The 18057-nt window shown below is 44.9% G+C and carries 10 protein-coding genes and 2 pseudogenes; 6 read left to right on the forward strand and 6 right to left on the reverse strand.

Translation table 11 applies throughout. The annotated features are described in order from the left end of the window. The 5 genes and pseudogenes from IQ257_RS08340 to IQ257_RS31435 all read left to right on the forward strand — a co-directional run. A complete protein-coding gene (locus tag IQ257_RS08340) occupies positions 1-1134 on the forward strand; it encodes a sensor histidine kinase (protein WP_193874313.1) in 1134 nt (377 codons plus the stop codon). A 23-nt stretch (positions 1135-1157) separates the two neighbouring features. Then, positions 1158-2624 (forward strand): SagB family peptide dehydrogenase, encoded by a 1467-nt coding sequence (locus tag IQ257_RS08345; RefSeq protein ID WP_193874315.1) that lies wholly within the window; start codon positions 1158-1160, stop codon positions 2622-2624. Positions 2625-2789: 165 nt separating this feature from the next. Next, a complete protein-coding gene (locus IQ257_RS08350; protein WP_193874317.1) occupies positions 2790-3116 on the forward strand; it encodes a hypothetical protein in 327 nt (108 codons plus the stop codon). A gap of 326 nt (positions 3117-3442) precedes the next feature. After that, positions 3443-5923: pseudogene (locus IQ257_RS31430) on the forward strand (two-component regulator propeller domain-containing protein); the annotation flags it as partial. 129 nt (positions 5924-6052) lie between these two features. After that, positions 6053-8530 (forward strand): annotated as a pseudogene (locus tag IQ257_RS31435) (ATP-binding protein); the annotation flags it as partial. A gap of 62 nt (positions 8531-8592) precedes the next feature. Here IQ257_RS31435 and IQ257_RS08360 read toward each other — a convergent pair. Further along, the gene (locus IQ257_RS08360; RefSeq protein WP_193874321.1) at positions 8593-9834 is read right to left on the reverse strand and encodes an HhoA/HhoB/HtrA family serine endopeptidase; all 1242 of its coding nucleotides are present in this window, start codon (positions 9832-9834) and stop codon (positions 8593-8595) included. 334 nt (positions 9835-10168) lie between these two features. Next, positions 10169-11404 (reverse strand): hypothetical protein, encoded by a 1236-nt coding sequence (locus tag IQ257_RS08365; RefSeq protein WP_228060530.1) that lies wholly within the window; start codon positions 11402-11404, stop codon positions 10169-10171. A gap of 216 nt (positions 11405-11620) precedes the next feature. Here IQ257_RS08365 and IQ257_RS08370 point away from each other — a divergent pair, with 216 nt between their 5' ends. Beyond that, positions 11621-13126, forward strand: a complete 1506-nt coding sequence (locus IQ257_RS08370; protein WP_193874323.1) for an FAD-dependent oxidoreductase — start codon at positions 11621-11623, stop codon at positions 13124-13126. A gap of 149 nt (positions 13127-13275) precedes the next feature. On the opposite strand, the gene IQ257_RS08375 is transcribed toward IQ257_RS08370, so the two are convergent. The 4 genes from IQ257_RS08375 to IQ257_RS08390 all read right to left on the reverse strand — a co-directional run bounded on the left by IQ257_RS08375 (position 13276) and on the right by IQ257_RS08390 (position 17890). After that, positions 13276-13623, reverse strand: a complete 348-nt coding sequence (locus IQ257_RS08375) for a DUF5615 family PIN-like protein (protein ID WP_193874326.1) — start codon at positions 13621-13623, stop codon at positions 13276-13278. Next, a complete protein-coding gene (locus IQ257_RS08380) occupies positions 13620-13934 on the reverse strand; it encodes a DUF433 domain-containing protein (protein WP_193874328.1) in 315 nt (104 codons plus the stop codon). The genes IQ257_RS08375 and IQ257_RS08380 overlap by 4 nt, the downstream gene beginning before the upstream one ends. Before the next feature lie 164 nt (positions 13935-14098). Beyond that, positions 14099-15838 carry a glycoside hydrolase family 9 protein gene (locus tag IQ257_RS08385; protein ID WP_228060531.1) on the reverse strand — a complete coding sequence of 580 codons (1740 nt, stop codon included), beginning with the start codon at positions 15836-15838 and terminating at the stop codon, positions 14099-14101. An 81-nt stretch (positions 15839-15919) separates the two neighbouring features. Next, positions 15920-17890, reverse strand: coding sequence for a glycoside hydrolase family 9 protein (locus IQ257_RS08390; RefSeq protein WP_193874330.1), 1971 nt, complete (start codon positions 17888-17890; stop codon positions 15920-15922). Positions 17891-18057 lie beyond the last annotated feature (167 nt).

The following is an 18057-nucleotide window of genomic DNA, read 5'->3' on the forward strand; positions in this document are numbered from 1 at the left end:
ATGAAGACAGGTTTACGCCGGACAAAATCCTTGCCCTTGGTATCGCGCCTCTTTTTCTCCCATTTATTAGTCATGATTGCGGGAGTCAGTTCTTTTGTGATGATTAGTAAGCTGTCTTCCCCACGTTTTTTTATTTGGCATCTGCAACGACTCGAAGGTAGTGGCTTTAGTTTAGTGTATGCCCGTCCCTATCTCGTCAAAGGATTTCAAGCTGCTTGGAATCGTAGCACCCTTTGGTCAGTTCTTGTCGGTGCGACTGCGGCTGGAGGACTTAGCTATTGGGTTTCCCAGCGAATTGTGCAACCTCTGACGCAAATCGAGCAAGTGACGAAGAAGTTTGCCGCCGGACAGTTGGATGAGCGATTGCCTCCGAGTGACATTCCCGAAATTAACCAACTGGCGATTAGCTTTAATCGGATGGCGGTGAGTTTAGAAGATGTGGAACAGCGTAGGCGAGAATTAGTGAGTGACTTGACTCACGAATTGCGAACGCCTCTGACGGTGCTGCGAGGTTATTTAGAAGAATTAGCGGCGGAACGAATCGAACCAACACCGGAAGTTTACCAACGGTTGGCAAAAGAAACTCGGCGTCTGGAACGGTTGATTGGTGATTTGCAAGAACTATCTAAGGCAGAAGCGGGTTATTTGCCGATTAAACTTGTGTCGGTTAATTTGTGTCCTTTGTTGGACTCGTTGGTGCAGAAATTTTCTGATCAGTTGCTCGAAGAAGGACCTGAATTACGCTTGGAATGTCCTGACGAATTGCCACCTGTATTGGCTGATATCGATCGCGTTGAACAAGTATTGGTTAACCTTATTGGCAATGCGATTACTTATACCCAGACGGGTTCGATTATAGTGCGGGCGTGGACGGAATTGGCAGGGGAAAGCGATCGCATTCCTAGATTGTGGATTTCGGTGACAGACACGGGTGTGGGAATTGCACCGGCAGATTTGCCCCATGTGTTTGAGCGGTTCTGGCGGGCAGAGAAATCTCGCAATCAGAATACAGGGGGAACGGGAATTGGGTTGGCAATCTCGAAGCGGCTAATAGAATTGCAAGGTGGTGAGATTGAAGTAGAAAGTCAACTGGGAGTTGGCAGTACGTTTCGGTTTTATTTGCCCTTAGGATAAGGGGTAACGTTCTTAATACAGATATGCTAACATCTTGGGTGCTTTCCTTTAAAAAAATTCTATCGGTGATTGAAGAAGCCAGCGATTGCGTTGTTCTTCAACTCCCTCTCATTCCTTTAACACGTCCCCAACTTACACTTAACCTTGAGGCTGTATCACCAGGATTAATGGCAGCCATTCAAACCCTAGCGACTGATGGGGGTACTGAGACAGAGTTAACTAATTTAGTAATGCAGATTGATGGAGCCTCACAACTGCCTAACTTTTATTACTACTTAGAAAAATTCATAACGTTAGGACTCCTTTGCTATACCCTGGTTGAAGCCGAACGTCCCCTTGCCACATTAGTTCCCCTATCCCTCAATCCGCAATTGGAGTTACGACTGTTACGCTTCTCAGTCACCCAGCAAAGGTATCGGTTGTCTCGTTTTGCCTACTGCCACAGAAATCAAGAGGAGATGGTGTTGGAATCTCCCCTCTCCCATGCCCAAGTGATTTTAACGGATTCCCAATGTGCCATGCTGGTTGCAGAATTGGCGAAACCGCAGTCGGCTGAAACACTCTACCATAAAGTACCAACCCTTTCCCAACAGACCATTCAACAATTTCTTAACATCTTGTTAATGGCAAAAATGATTGGTGAAGCGACAGAAGAGGGCAAGCTTCCGGCAGACGAAAACTTGGCACTAACTCAATGGGAGTTTCACGACCTATTATTTCATTCTAGAAGTAGAGCGGGGAGGCACAGCAACTCAGCCGGAAAAACTCAGCGTTTTGTAGGGCAATTTTCACCACAGCCTGTCACAAAACCCCAGATGTCAAAGGATAGGATTGACCTTTACAAGCCGGATTTGCAAAAACTAAATGAGGAAGACGCTCCGTTTACCCTGATTGTGGAGAAGAGACAATCGGTGCGAAGTTATAACGATGAAGAACCAATAACAGCTCGGCAATTGGGTGAATTTCTGTATCGTACAGCTCGGATTAAACGAATCTTTGCCAAGGATTATGGGGAATGTAGCAATCGTCCTTACGTCAATGGTGGCACCTGTTATGAATTTGAGCTTTATCCAGTGATCAACCTTTGCCAAGGGATTCCTGCCAGTTTATATCATTATTGCCCCAAAGAACACCAGCTTGAACGGCTTTCGGGAAAAACGCCTCAAATTGAGGAACTGTTGGAACAGGCACGATTAACGAATTTCAAAGTCTCCATGCCGCAGATCTTAGTCGTGATTACTGCCCGTTTTTCGCGAGTCCTTTGGAATTATGAATCCATCGCCTACGCTACGATTCTCAAAAATCTGGGGGCTTTGTATCAAACCCTGTACTTAGTCGCAACTGCGATGAATCTCGCGCCTTGTGCGCTGGGTACTGGCAATACAGACTTGTTCGCCGCAACCGTTGGCACCGACTACTATACTGAATCATCGGTTGGAGAGTTTCTCTTGGGAAGCCGCCCCACAGACTACCATCATCTTGATCTGTAGACTATCTTTAGTGAGAGTATTTAGTATAGTTTCATAAAACAAAAGCAGGTTGGCAAAACAAGGGGTCAGGTTCAGGCTCTGAGTCTTTCCGTAAAGCTTCTACAGGGTACATCCTTCCCTCAGAACGTTGGCTAAACTGCACTCAGTTGACTTTGGAGGCAAAACGTGCTAATAGATAATTGGAAAGACTTTCAAAAAGAAGTATCTAGACTAATTGCCAAAGCCTGGTTAGATGAAGAATTTAAGCAACGCTTGATCTCAGATCCGGCGGCTGTACTGGCAGAACATAGTCTAACTGTAGCTAGTGGTGTGCAAGTCAGAGTGAATGAAACTATATTAGTCGGGTCGATTACGAATATCACGAATAGTCTAGACAGTGATGCAGTTTACGAAATTCCTCTACCTCCCAAACCCCCTGAACTCACAGATTCACAGATACAGTCGTGGTCTAGTGGGGGTGAAGCCGTAAATAGCATAGTAGGATGCATTTGACACACTGTTCTACCCTCGTCTAAGCAAGGATTAGTACAAGGGTGGGCAATGCTCACCCTTCATTCTTCTTTTACCTTTTCGATAGGAGATGAGTGAGTAAATACCGACTGGATTATTCTCAGTCGGGATGAATAGTTATTGTGCCTTTAAATCATTTTTGGAAAGAATTTCTTCTATTATTGCTGAGTTAAATATGTAAGTCCATGTTGTTAAATTAGGGCGGCTGGTTACTAATTTTTCTTTATTGAAATTTACTTCCATTGTACAACTTAAATAGGCAAGCTATAGTAGGAAAATATAGAAGTTAAATTATTTTTTTCCTATTCATGTACGTTTTTATTCATAATAGTTTACAACGTAGTCTCTATAAAATCAGCAATAAAACTTGGCAATGGCTTAAGACTTTATCTCTAACGCTAATCCTGACACTTCTCTTTATCTTTAGCCTACCAAACCATGTATATGCTGTAGAGAATTCCCTTCAGTTTGACCATATCACTGTCGATCAGGGTTTATCTCAAAGTGGTGTAATTTCAATCCTTCAGGATAGTCGCGGACTGATGTGGTTTGGCACACAGGATGGACTCAACATCTATGACGGATATAATTTTAAAATCTACAAATATGATGAACTGAATCCCCATTCCTTATCCGATAACTTTATTGCATCTCTGTATGAAGACCGTTCAGGGACAATCTGGGTTGGCACCGATGGGGGAGGACTAAATCGATTTAATCGCGCCACTGAACAATTTACTCATTACACCTACAACCCAAACGATCCCCATAGCTTAAGTAATAACCGAGTCTTATCCATTCACGAAGATCACTCAGGAACAATCTGGGTTGGCACTGATGGGGGAGGACTCAACCGATTTAATCGCGTCACTGAACAGTTCACTCATTACATTCACAATCCAGAGGACTCGACTAGTTTGGGTAATAATACAGTATTCGCAATTTATGAAGATAAGTTGGGAAGGCTTTGGATTGGTACAGGGGGGGGAGGACTCAACCAATTTAATCCGGAAACGGGTCAATTTAAACAGTACAAGCATGAACCCAACCAACCCCATAGCTTGGGGAACAATACAGTTTTATCTATCTATGAAGACCAGTCCAATCGGTTATGGATCGGTACGAATGGAGGTGGACTCAATCAATTCAATCGTGAAACCGAGCAATTCGTCCGTTACACGCACAATCTTAACAATCCCAATAGTTTAAGCCACGATACAGTCAGTTCAATTGCGGAAGACCAATTCGGCAATCTCTGGTTAGCAACGAGTAATTGGTATGTGAATTCCTATGGCGCAGGACTGGATAAATTCGACCCAGAAACCCAACAATTCACCCATTACACTCATGATCCGGCTAACCCCAATAGCCTCAGTGACAATATCATTTCTTGCGTTTTGAGAGATCGAGCGGGCATTATCTGGACAGCGAATGCATTCAGTGGTATCAATAAATTTGATGAGAAAGGATCGAAATTCAAGCATTACAAACATGAACCAACGAACCCTCAAAGTTTGAGTAGTAATCATGTAATGTCTATTGATGAAGACCGAAACGGTAGGATCTGGATTGGCACATCCGATGGTGGACTCAATCAATTTAATCGAAAAACCGGGCAATTCATCCACTACACCCATGACCCAAATAACCCCACCAGTTTAAGTAATAACGGAGTCTGGTCTACCTATGAAGACCAATTCGGAACATTCTGGGTGGGTACATTTGGGGGCGGACTCAATCAACTGAATCGAAAAACCGGGCAATTCACCCATTACACCCACGACCCAAATAACCCTACCAGCTTGAGTGATAATACTGTCGCCTCTATCTATGAAGACCATTTCGGCACACTCTGGATAGGTACATTTAGTGGCGGACTCAATCAATTGAATCGAGAAACGGGGCAATTCACCCATTACACCCACGACCCGAATAACCCCACCAGTCTGAGTGATAATAATGTCTGGGTTATCTACGAAGACCAGTCGGATACCCTTTGGATTGGGAGTTACGGTCAAGGCGGACTGAATCGGTTTAATCGCTCAACCCAGGAGTTTACCCACTATAAACACGACCCAAATAACCCGAATAGCTTGATTTACGATCGCATTGATAGTATCTACGAATACCCGGCAGGGACTCTCTGGATTGGCACCTTTGGCGGCGGACTGGATAAGTTTGATATTGCCACCGAAACCTTTACCCATTATACCGAAAAAGACGGTCTACCCAATAATTCGGTGATTGGCATCTTAGGGGATGATAAAGGAAACCTTTGGTTAAGTACGGGCAAAGGTTTATCTAAATTTAATCCTCAAACGGAAACCTTTCGGAATTATGATGTCGAAGATGGATTGCAAAGCAATGAATTCGATGGCGTGAAAGCCCATTTAAAAAGTAAAACCGGTGAACTGTTTTTTGGGGGATTAAATGGCTTCAATGTCTTTAACCCCAGCCACATCAAAGATAACCCTCACCTTCCTCCCCTGATTCTGACCGATTTTAAAAAATTTAATCAGAGCGTCAAACTCAATACCGCTATCTCAGAAACCCAAACGATTAAATTATCTTACAAAGACAACTTCTTTGGCTTTGAATTTGCTGCCCTCGACTATACCAACTCTGCCAAAAATCAATACGCTTACAAACTCGTCGGCTTTGACAAAGATTGGATTTATTCTGGCACAAGGCGCTATGCCACCTATACCAACCTGGATGGCGGCACCTATATCTTTAGAGTCAAAGGCTCAAACAACGACGGCGTTTGGAACGAAGAAGGCACGTCTATTAAGATTATTATTTCTCCTCCCCCCTGGAAAACCTGGTGGGCTTACAGCCTTTATATGATGGGTTTAGTTGCTGCTGTTATTGCATATACCCAATGGAGAACAGCCGCTAAGGAACGAGAAAATCAGGTACTGCGCGAGAGTGAAAGACGGCTGACGCAATTCCTAGAAGCCATGCCAGTGGGTGTGTTTATCATTGATGCCGATGGCAACACTTACTACGCCAACCAAACCGCACAGCAGTTACTGGGAAAAGGAATTGCCAAGGATGCGGCGGTTGCAGAATTTCCAGAGGTTTATCAGGCTTATATTGAGGGAAGCGATCGCCTTTACCCTACTGATCAACAACCCATTGTACAGGCGTTGAAAGGTCAAAGAACGACCGCCGATGATACCGAAATTCGCCAAGGCGACAAGACTATCCCCTTAGAAGTGTGGGCAACCCCCATCTTTGATGAAACGGGTAACGTTATTTACGCGATCGCTGCCTTTCAAGATATCACCCAACGCAAACAAGCCGAACGCGATCGCCTCCAGTTTACCCAAGAACTGGAAGCCAACAATAAAGCCTTGCAACGCCTCGACAAACTCAAAGACGAATTTTTAGCCAATACCTCCCACGAACTCCGCACCCCTCTCAACGGCATCATTGGCATTGCCGAATCCTTAATCGACGGTGCAGCCGGTTCTCTCACCGACAGGCAAATCGCCAACCTCTCCATGATTGCCTCCAGTGGCAAGCGTCTTTCCAACCTCGTCAACGATATCCTGGACTTCGCCAAACTCAAAAACGCCGACATCCAACTGCAACGCAAACCCGTAGACTTCCAACAAATCGCCGAAGTTGTCCTCACCCTCTGCCAAACCTTAGTCACAGGCAAACCCCTCAACCTGATCAACCAAATTCCACCCGACTTACCCGCCGTGGATGGCGACGAAGATCGCTTGCAACAAATCATGTACAATCTAGTCGGCAACGCCATCAAGTTTACCGATTCCGGGTCAGTCACCGTATCCGCTACGGTTGCAGAGGATTTCCTCAAAGTCACCGTTGCCGACACGGGTATTGGCATCTCTACCGACAAATTTGAGGATATCTTCAAATCCTTCGAGCAAGCCGATGCCTCCCTCTCCCGCGCCTATAGCGGCACCGGCTTAGGTCTGAGCATCACCAAACAACTGATAGAATTGCACGGTGGCACGATTCAGGTTGAATCTAAAGTTGGTGAGGGTTCCCGATTCATCTTTACCCTACCCATCACCTCCCAAACCCCCGAACCAATGTCACTCAGCAGTCAAAGGGTTGCTAGAGTCCAGCCGAATCAGACACAGCCATCCTTACCCCTCTCACCCAACCTCAATTTAAACAGCGCATTAACTATTCTGGTTGTAGACGACGAACCGATTAATTTACAAGTGGTGGTCAATCACCTATCCTTGCAAAATTATGCGATCGTGCAAGCCACCAATGGCATTGAGGCATTAGCAGCCCTGGAAAATGGTCTAAGACCGGATCTAATCTTACTCGATATCATGATGCCAAAGATGTCCGGCTATCAAGTCTGCCGAACCATCCGCGAACGGTTTCCAGCCTCAGCCATGCCTGTTGTAATGTTAACCGCTAAAAATCAAGTTTCTGACCTTGTAGCAGGTTTAGATGCGGGAGCTAATGATTACGTGACTAAACCCGTTCTCAAAAACGAACTCCTAGCGCGAATCAAAACCCATATTAATCTCTCTAAAATCAATATCGCCTACAGTCGCTTTGTCCCTCATGAATTTCTGCGCTTTTTAGGACGGGAAAGCATCATAGATGTACGTCTGGGCGACCAAGTGCAGCAGGAAATGTCTATTTTATTTGCAGACATTCGTAACTTTACCGCCTTATCGGAGGGGATGACTCCCACAGAAAACTTTAATTTTATCAATGCCTACTTGAGACGAGTCGGTCCCATCGTTCGCCAGCACAACGGCTTTATTGATAAATATATTGGTGATGCAATAATGGCACTGTTTCCAGAAAAAGCAGAAGATGCCTTGCACGCGGCGATTGCAATGCAACAACAAGTCACGCTCTACAATATCCACCGTCAAAAGTGCGGCTATCCACCCATTGCCATTGGCATTGGTTTACATACGGGTACGTTAATGCTAGGCACCATTGGCGAAGAACAGCGGATGGAAAGCACGGTTATTTCCGATACCGTTAACTTAGCATCGCGCCTAGAAGATTTGACCAAAGTCTATGGGGCATCCATTTTGATTAGCGGACAGAGTCTGTTTAGTCTAGAGCAGCAAATAAATTATAACTATCGATTTATCGGTCAAGTTGAATTAAAAGGCAAAAAATATTTGGTTCCAGTGTTTGAGGTGTTTGACGCCGATTCCATTGCGATGCGAGAGTTAAAGCAGGAAACAAAGACACGATTTGAAGAGGCAGTTATCCTTTATCACCAGAAAAAATTCACTGAGGCACAGCAAATTTTCCAAGAAATTCTGCAAATCAATGAGCAAGATCGAGGGGCGAAGCTCTATGTCCAACGGTGTGATACTACCCTCAGAAGTATTATTAGCGATGCAGGCAACTTACAGGGCTTTTCAGGTGAGTGAGGTACTCAAGATCCCCGACTTCTTCAAGAAGTCGGGGATCTTGCTTGGAGTCTCTATAGGACTTATCGATTCTGATTTGGAAAAGCCCCAGGTCGCACCGCTACCTCGATATCATTTTGATTGCGGCGCAATTCCACTTGCAACTCACTGCCAACGGGAGTGCCTTCAACTGCCCTTTGTACGTCCTCAGCATCATCCACAGACTGACCGTTGATTTGGCGGATAACATCACCAGCTCGCAATCCTGCCTTTTCTGCGGGTGAATTGCGCATCACTTTTGCAATCAGCACCCCTTTATCTTCGTTTACACTCAATCCAGAGTTAGGATTGCTGTTAATATTTTCCTTCAACTCTGGCGTTAACGTGACCATTTGAATGCCCAGGAAGGGATGTTCTACCTTGCCCTTCGTAATCAACTGGTCGGCAATTCCTTGGGCGGTTTTGATGGGAATCGCAAAGCCCAAACCTTGAGCGCCTTGAATGATTGCGGTGTTGATGCCAATCACTTGACCAGAGGCATTGAGTAGGGGTCCACCAGAGTTACCGGGGTTAATAGCGGCATCCGTTTGGATAAATTGAACTCGCTTATCGGGAACACCAACTTGTGAACTCGAACGACCTGTTGCACTAATGATACCCGTGGTGACGGTATTATCTAGACCCAAGGGGTTGCCAATTGCGATCGCCCATTCCCCAGGTCTAAGTTCATCAGAATTACCCAGGGTGACAATGGGAAGGTTTTCTGCTTGAATCTTGATTACAGCGACATCTGTCACAGAGTCAGTTCCCAATACCTCACCTTCAAAGGTGCGACCATCTTTGAGGATAACACTGACCTTATCAGCACCATCAATAACGTGAGCATTGGTCAGAATATGACCGTCGGTGTTGAGAATGAAACCCGATCCGGTTCCCCGTTCCACTCGCTCTTGGGATTGATCCGGAAATTGTGATCCAAAGAAATCCCGGAAAAATGGATTGTTAAACGCCTCTGGAATTTCAGTGGTAACGGTTCTAGAGGCATTAATCCGCACCACTGCCGGTCCAACGTTTTCGACAACGTTGGTGACAAAGTTGGCATTTTGCATCATCAAGGGGTTGCCAGTCGGCAGGTTCTGCCCCAAGGTATCGGGTGAAGCTTGAGCCGGAGTGCCTACTAAGGTGTCAGCATTACGAGTCGCCAAGTAACTGCCTGAAAAGGTGACGCCGGCTCCCAGCAACATCAGTGATAAATAGGTGACTGCCTTTTTGAAGGGAGAAGAAGCGGTGTTAGGAGAATTGGGGGTTTGGGTGTCTCGTGTCATAGTGATTCTGCGAACAGTGAAGTTGATTTATTTAAATGACGTGACTGTAGCTAATGAAGGTTCAACTCAGCAGGCAAGTCCGCGTCATACTCGCTTGAGCAATGCCAGCTAATCGGGGAGTCAACAGAATCATCGAGTACCGATCGCTGACATTTACCACTGTAGAGAGTCGTTATGACAGGGGCATGACAGAGATGTTTCGCTTCTGTGAAAGTTGGTGATAAGGGCGATCGCTTTTACTGTGATGGGTTACAGCGGATCGAGAGGCGCGATCGCTCCTCTTGCATAAGGGGAAGTGAACGAGCCATAAGTTGACTCACATCTTGCACCAGTCTCAACAAGCATTGTTCATGTAAGGTGGGCAGTGCTTTGAACACCTTTGGACACTAGCAATAGCGTTGGTAGGCACTGCCCACCCTACGTTTACCGATTTCAAAATACCACCCTCTAACTGGTCAATCGCTGCCATAATGCCATTTTCAGGATTATCCAACAACGAAGCCTTGACCTCCTGCAAATAATCCCGAATCGCTTCCTGGAGGATGGGGCGTTCTACCTTAACTGTATGCTGATAATCCCACACATCCCAAATAATAATCCCTACCGCCACAATCGGATCGAGAAACTGCGCTCCCAATTTGCCAGCCACTGTACCCCCGGTTTTTGCTGCCATCTTTGCCGCCGATTTCCCAGCAAAGGATACGGCAACTTTACTGCCGATTTTTGCTGCAACTGGAATCATTGCTTTGGCGAATAGGTAAGTACTGCCCCCAACTAATACCTTCAACGATAAGTTAGAAATATTTCCCTCTGTATCAGCAATGGTAATGGCAATATCTTCCAGATAACGTTCCCACTGTCCTTGCGGAATCTTGTAACTACTTTGAATCCTCGAAATATTTTTTCCGAGTTCAGCGACATACAGATTAATCGTATCCCTGGTGATTCTTTCTAATTCAAGTTGGGCAATTTTCGGTCGGAGAACTCGTTTGGCAAATTCCGTTTGGAAATCTTCCGTCACTTTTTCAGCAACGACTTGACTAGGAGGTGGGTTAGTGGTATTAATCCAGTGGGCTGCGGCTGACGATAACCAGATAAAGGGCGTAGTGAATTCAAGTTTCTTTTGGTTAAAGTAATCAAAATACCAATTGAGAAAACTACTATCTACGCGAGTCATTAACCCATCAACCCATTCATCCAATCGCTCTGATGCCAAGTGTTCTGCCTGGGTATGGGCATCGGTAATGGCTGTTGCGATCGCTTGATCGATTTGGGTAGAGTCTGGCAAAGTTTTTTCAATAACAACAATTTTACTCGTTTTGTTACTTGAAGTTTCTAAATCTGCCGTCATTGACTTACCAATAAACCCTCGACCGATTAGAGGAATAATCACAATCAGGATGACAGCAACCCATACAAAGGGAATCACTGATTTAAGTAACTCGCTCAAGGCTTGGATTCGATTAGTTTTTTCCCCATACGTCGCCTTTTCATTCGTGCTATTTACTGAGGGTAGTACTGGCGTAGGTTCGGATACAGACTCTAAATTCTGGTGTGGCTGGGAATCCATCGTAATTCCTAAACTGAATAATAAGGCTAATCCTCTTTTAACCTATTTGCTGTTTTTGGGTATTAATTTTTTGTAAATACACGGCATTGCCGTGTATTTACGTCCCCTCAAACTATGCTATTATAACGCACTAATTTTTATTCCCTCTAGGGATAGATGAAAGCAGGTATAGTTCCTCAACTACAGTAGAGCAATAAGCAATTTTTGTAGAAACTTATGACTCTGATAGCTGGAAAACCCGCTTCATTTTGGATTGATTCAACAGCCAAACTGACCTTTTCTCCCTTTGTCAATAACACAGTAGTCGATGTTGCCATTGTCGGTGCAGGTATTGCTGGATTGACGGCTGCCATGCTACTCAAGCGAGCAGGTAAAACCGTTGCTGTGATTGAGTCCCGACAGGTATCGACAGGTGTAAGTGGTCATACCACTGCCAAAATAACATCCCTTCACCAATTAATCTACGCCAATTTGATTAAAGAATTCGGTGCAGAAAAAGCACGACTCTATGGGGAGTCAAACCAGGCGGCAATCGAGCAAGTTGCTAAATTGGTTGAAGAAGAACAAATTGACTGCGAATTTAGCCGTCAAAGTGCTTACACTTTTTCTGACTCTCCAGAGCATTTAGATAAAATCGAAGCCGAAGTAGAAGCGGCTGTCAAATTGGGACTGCCAGCATCTTTTGTCAAAGATACCTCACTACCGTTTCCCATTACTGGAGCGGTGCAATTTGAGAACCAAGCTCAGTTTCACCCTCGAAAGTACCTGTTGCACCTAGCTCAAACTCTTCCTGGTAATGGCAGTTATCTGTTTGAGGAGACGCGAGTAGAGGGAGTTGAGGAAGGTTCTCCTTGTCAGATTACAACGAACCGAGGAGTGGTTAAAGCTGCCGATGTGATTGTAGCCACCAATCTGCCTATTTTAGACCAGGGACTATTCTTTGCCAAAACCTATCCCAAGCGTTCTTATATTGTTGCGGCACAGATCGAAACATCAAAAGCACCGGAGGGAATGTATATTGGTGTCGGTGAAAATTACCGCTCGATTCGCACGACTCCCTACGAGGGGGGTACGCTATTACTGGTTGGTGGCGAGGGTCATAAAACGGGTACAGTAGATGATACTGAGCAACGATACTTGCGGTTAGAAGACTACGCCCGCGATCGCTTTGGGGTTGATACCTTTGAGTACCGTTGGTCAACCCAAGATATGGTTTCTTTTGATAAGCTGCCTTACATCGGCAAACTCACACCCCTTAACAATCATATTTATGTGGCAACTGGGTTTACCCTCTGGGGAATGAGTAAGGGAACCCTATCTGGAATGCTGCTTTCAGACTTGATTTTAGGACGAGAGAATCCTTGGGCTGAACTTTATGATGCGACTCGCGCCACACCCTTTGTCTCTGAAACGTCTCTCAAGGAAAATAGTAATGTGGCGAAACATTGGGTAGGCGATCGCTTGAAGGGTTTAGATAACTCGTCCTTCTCTGAAGTGGCTAGAGATGAAGGGAAACTGGTTACTATCAATGGTAACAAAGTTGCTGCTTACCGAGATGAGCAAGGAACAGTTCACGCTGTTTCTGCTGTTTGCCCTCACCTTGCTTGTATTGTAGATTGGAATAGTGCTGAGAAGAGTTGGGATTGTCCCTGTCATGGTTCCCGTTTCACCTACGATGGAGAACTGATCCAAGGACCAGCGGTTAAAGATTTGGAGAGTTAGCAACGGATGTGATAACGGATGTAACGGATAAGTTATTGGTGAGAAATCCAATTATTTGCAGAAACTAATAACCTATCCGCTACAAAATCCGCTGCTAACCTACCTCTGCCATCACCATTCCCATCAGTGCGATCGCACTCAGGCAAGCCTTACAGGGGTAAATATTCTACCTGGTTAGCATAATCTTCTAAATCGGTAGCTTTAGCAATCAGTTCCAGATCGCGCACGCAAATGCCAATAGTAACCAACAACTGATGGGCATAAATAACGCCAGCAAACGTTATTCCTTCCACTTGACGACATTGCGCTTCAATCAGCAAATCTCTATCTTGAGAAAACATGACGCGCCCCAGTTCCATTGCCCGGTCAAGTAAAATATCATCGGGTGTGTTCCGCCTGTCATCATCCTGAACTGTCAAAACATCCACACCACGCCGACGTAATCCTTCAGTAATGGCTTTATGGACGTGTTCATCCATATATAAAGCTACACTCACACGAGTAGCCCTTTTGCTCGGAGTTTAGCCGCTACAGGAGATATCCCCGCCTCTTTTCTGACTTGTTTTGCCCACTGCAAGCTTTCCTCTATTTCCGCATCAATTACTTCTTTATAATCCCAGTAATAAGCCAGTGCCGAGTAAATTTGGCTCATCGATAAGTAAGGATGCTGAACCTGCAATTCATCAGGACTCCAGCCATAAGCTATCTGAGCCATCACTAACTCAATCACTTTCAGGGTTGTCCCAGCAATAACAGGCACACCCTTATCATTGAGCTGCACATACTTATACTCAGTCGTCGTTGGCATTGTTCTAATGGATTTAGATATTGACCCATCTTATCGCTTTAGTAGGACGACTTCAAATGGAGTGGGTTAGCAACGGATGTGATAACGGATGTAACGGATAAGTTATTGGTGAGAAATCAAATTATTTGCAGAAACCAATAACCTATCCGCTACAAAATCCGCTGCTAACCTACCTCTGCCATCACCATTCCCATCAGTGCGATCGCAGAGGCATTATAATCAATGGCATATTCATTTGTAGCATAGGACTGCGCATCATCAATATAACTCAACAGTCCCAACCCTTTTGGTGCAATTCCATCCTGGGCTTCTGTATTCGGTCCCCCTACCATTAAACCAGGAATAACAATCTTTTTCGCCTGGGCAACTCGATGATGCACGTTCTGCACGGAATTTGAACCCACTCCTGTAACAAAAGAAAGATTAAACGGATTGCGTCCTAATAAATAATCCAACTGGTCAACGGCTGCATTAAAATACTCTGGATTGCCTGTTATTCGATAGGCATACAATAGTGTAATTCCTTCTTCCGCTGTTAACTTATTGGACGCCCATATAAACTTGTCATTTGCCAAACGGTAGCCACTCCCAGCCACCTTTGGCAGCAAAGTATCTGCCCGTTCCAGCAACTTTTCCTTAATCTGTTGGTTCAGACTATCCGAGCCTTTGCCATTGGTTTGCATTAGATAATCTATCATACCCAGCGAGGACGGGTCTTTCCATTCGAAAAGAGTATAAAAGAAGGACGGGATTTGTTGCTTTAGGTAGTCCTCAAACCTTGCATCCCCAGTAGTAATAAACAACTCTGCCGCCGCCCACAAACGGTCATCTTTATCCGTTGTTAATGCTTCATCCGTATCCCATTCCCCTGCCAAATATTTCCCAGAACCACTGTCATCCCCCTCAACCCAATCGACTCGCATCGCAGGTTCCGATTGCAAAAAGTCCCACGATTTTTGCGCGGCTTTTAAATAGTTTTTTGCCAACAAAACATCATGGGGGGTGTAAATTCTTGCTGCCATTGCCATCGCTGCGGCAAATTTGGCTGTTTCTGGTGTAGAAATACCGTAAATTAACCGGGGTTGGATATCTTCATTCGGCAGAATCATTCCGGGCCATTCTTTCCCCGACAGCTTGCGGTAGACAGCACCGTCTCGCCGCTGCATTGCCAGCATCCAATCTAGCCCTATCTTCATCTCATCTAGCAAATCCGGTCTGCCATTGCCGCTTTCAGGAATGGTGAGTTGTCGGTCAGAAAATAAATTGGGATAGTGTTCGTACAAGCTTAACAATCGCCCCACTGTCACCGCTGTAGGTCCGACATACTTGCCAAAATCTCCCGCATCGTGCCAACCCCCTCGGGCAAATTTTACCTCACCCGCCCGATTCACTTCATCGGTATGAGCGATCGCGCCGTCATTCAAATGGCAGGGAGAATGCCCAATCCCATTCACCGAATCCCGTACCACAACGCCGCACCGTTGCAGATAGTAAGACCGCAGCATTTTTACAAATGAATCCTGATAAATATTATTACCAATCTGAAATGGGTAAGATTCAACTGTACCGTATTTTAAGTAATATCTACCCTCCCGATTAAACGGTGTAAAATCAATAATTTGGATTACATTCTGACTGGCTTCATCATTACAAGCTTCTCCTAAGTTAGCCACAAAAACCGTGCGTTTATTTTTTGCATTTACCAGTTCTACTTGGCGGGTTTCAGGATTACTGAAATTAATTAAAAAAGCAGACTTAGGACTCGTTGGAGAGTATCCAACTTGATTAATGAGAAGTTTAGCCCGAGTCTCTCGCTCCACCGTTTGCGCTTGCCCCTTCCCCAATAACCCAGAGGCTATAGAAATAGTCCAACCCAAGAAAAATCTTCTACCCATTCTCATCATGCTTTTCCATTCAACTCACTTGTACGCACCAATTGGTAGAAGCCCCTTGAGATTTTGGATGGAACAGGCATCTTGCCTGCTCTACGGAGCCTTGGTAGGTTCAGTTCCAAAAATTTTCGTACCACTATTATAAACAGGAATGTTAGCGCGTTTGACCATTCCCCCTTTCTGAATCATCTCTTGATAAGACCAATCATTTTCCAGATTAAATGTTCCTATTGGACTTTTTAACTGAAACTGAACGTCTTTTTTGTAATGGGGTTCTCCACCAGGATAGAGCTGAGAACCCTCCACATCAACTTGAATGTAATAAATAGAACCTGCCCACGGTTTCAGTCCAGAAACCCTCACTCTAGACTGAGCCATGGAATTTACAGTTATATCTGTCGGTTTACCTCCAATACCAATGACTTCACTGATATCGACAAAATAGCGGTAGGATAACTTGCGGAGAATTCGAGCAGGATAGGCGGATTGATTGTAGATGGTAGCTTGAATCTCTATCAAATTATCACTCAAGGCTTTTGTCTGGGCTTCCACAAAAAACTCATCCTCCCGCTGTTCGGGTTCGGGAAAATTTGTCAACGGTTCCCCACCGTATTTGGCATACATTTTCGCCACGGCTCCTACAAATCCAGCATTGTAATCTGTGGCGACTTCCGTCATCTTAAAATTAGACCGTTCATCCACAAACTTATCCTGGCGATCAGGTCCACCAACTAATGCCCCATACAAAGGATGTCGCGTTTGCTCCGGAATTGTTTTGTTATTTGCCCACGAGCCATGGGCGGTTCTGTGGTGAGGTTGCGTGGGTGGATTGTTGCCAAACCCTATCACATAACTACGTTTTTGGGGATTTGAACCCAGGATGTAATTAACTTGGCGTTCGGCAAATGCATGGTATTTCCACTTTTTCCAAGGAGATTCCACCGAATCCCCATAAATAAAGGCTAAAAATGCCGTCTTTGCCGCATATCGGAGGGAACCCCATTCATCTAGCCACGCCAAACCCCCAGGTGTGGTGTGTATCTTTTTCCACCGACAGCGATCGCACCAATAATTTAACCACCGTTCGGCATCTTCTCTGTATTTCTGTTTCCCCGTTAATTCAGCGAGAAAAACATAACTGCCATAGGATTTATCATCCCACGTATGCGTCCAGTTATAGGAATTAATCGCATCCGGGCGATCGCTTAAATTATTGTAATCCTGTTCAGCTTTAATCAGATACTCTTGCTCGTCCGTCGCTCGATACAGCCATGCTGCTCCCCAAACAAGTTCATCATTATAGCCACTCGATTTATAATACTCATTCGCATCGGTAATACAATCTGAATACTTACCTCGATACTGGTCGGCAAATTCATACAATTCTCTAGCATGGCGCAACAGGGTATTGGCATAATTCGCATCGACTTTTTGAAAGACAATCGCAGAGGCTGCCATAGCTGCTGCTGTTTCTGCTGCTAAATCTGAGCCAGGACAAGATGCATCAATTTTATACGACGGGCGCTCCATTGGCATCACTTCCGCCGCACCCCACCAAGCATGATCCAAACTCCCTTGTCCTACCTGACCCCACAACACCGTTGGAGCCGGATGAGCTTTAATAAAATAGTCATTAACCCAGCGCAGATTATCCAGCATCAAGTCATACTGACCACTCTGTTTGTAGCCATCTTCATATTCAATGGCTCCCCATGCTAAAAGCGTGGTTGACGCTGCCATAGGAAAGCCAAATTTAATATGATCGCCAGCATCATACCAGCCCCCCGTCAAGTCAATTCCGTTATCAGCTCCGTCTTTTAATCCAGAATCACCACGCCATTCTACGCGATTGTTTGGGGGTAGCTTTCCCGATCGCTGTGCATCATAGAAGTAAATAGATTTTTGCAATACTTCACCGTAGTTGTACTGGCTTTCTGTCGAAAATTTTACTCCCGTCAAGTTAAATACGCCGAAAATTAAATACTGAAAGCAGTTAAATGTTAAAATGAAAACTGTAATACAAAAAATAATAATAAATTTAACCAAAGTCCGAGTTTTAAGCATGAGTTAAGAGTTAATCCTATTACTACAATGCTAGCCTGCCCAACCCTGAATTAGGCTCGGCAATTGACTTCAGTGCTTATTCTTCTTTAAAACTTTAAATATAGCGTTTCCTCAGCTAGTGAGGTACATAGATTTTTCGTACCCACTCCCCACTCCCCACTCCCCAC

This window comes from Coleofasciculus sp. LEGE 07092 (genome assembly GCF_015207375.1).
Lineage (GTDB): Bacteria > Cyanobacteriota > Cyanobacteriia > Cyanobacteriales > Coleofasciculaceae > LEGE-07092.

Bases quoted from the DNA above. Each gene is read 5' to 3' on its own strand.
- IQ257_RS08340 (WP_193874313.1), top strand. From the start codon at position 1: ATGAAGACAGGTTTACGCCGGACAAAATCCTTGCCCTTGGTATCGCGC.
- IQ257_RS08380 (WP_193874328.1), bottom strand. From the start codon at position 13,934: ATGCCAACGACGACTGAGTATAAGTATGTGCAGCTCAATGATAAGGGT.
- IQ257_RS08360 (WP_193874321.1), bottom strand. From the start codon at position 9,834: ATGACACGAGACACCCAAACCCCCAATTCTCCTAACACCGCTTCTTCT.
- IQ257_RS08370 (WP_193874323.1), top strand. From the start codon at position 11,621: ATGACTCTGATAGCTGGAAAACCCGCTTCATTTTGGATTGATTCAACA.
- IQ257_RS08345 (WP_193874315.1), top strand. From the start codon at position 1,158: ATGCTAACATCTTGGGTGCTTTCCTTTAAAAAAATTCTATCGGTGATT.
- IQ257_RS08385 (WP_228060531.1), bottom strand. From the start codon at position 15,838: ATGATGAGAATGGGTAGAAGATTTTTCTTGGGTTGGACTATTTCTATA.
- IQ257_RS08365 (WP_228060530.1), bottom strand. From the start codon at position 11,404: ATGGATTCCCAGCCACACCAGAATTTAGAGTCTGTATCCGAACCTACG.
- IQ257_RS08390 (WP_193874330.1), bottom strand. From the start codon at position 17,890: ATGCTTAAAACTCGGACTTTGGTTAAATTTATTATTATTTTTTGTATT.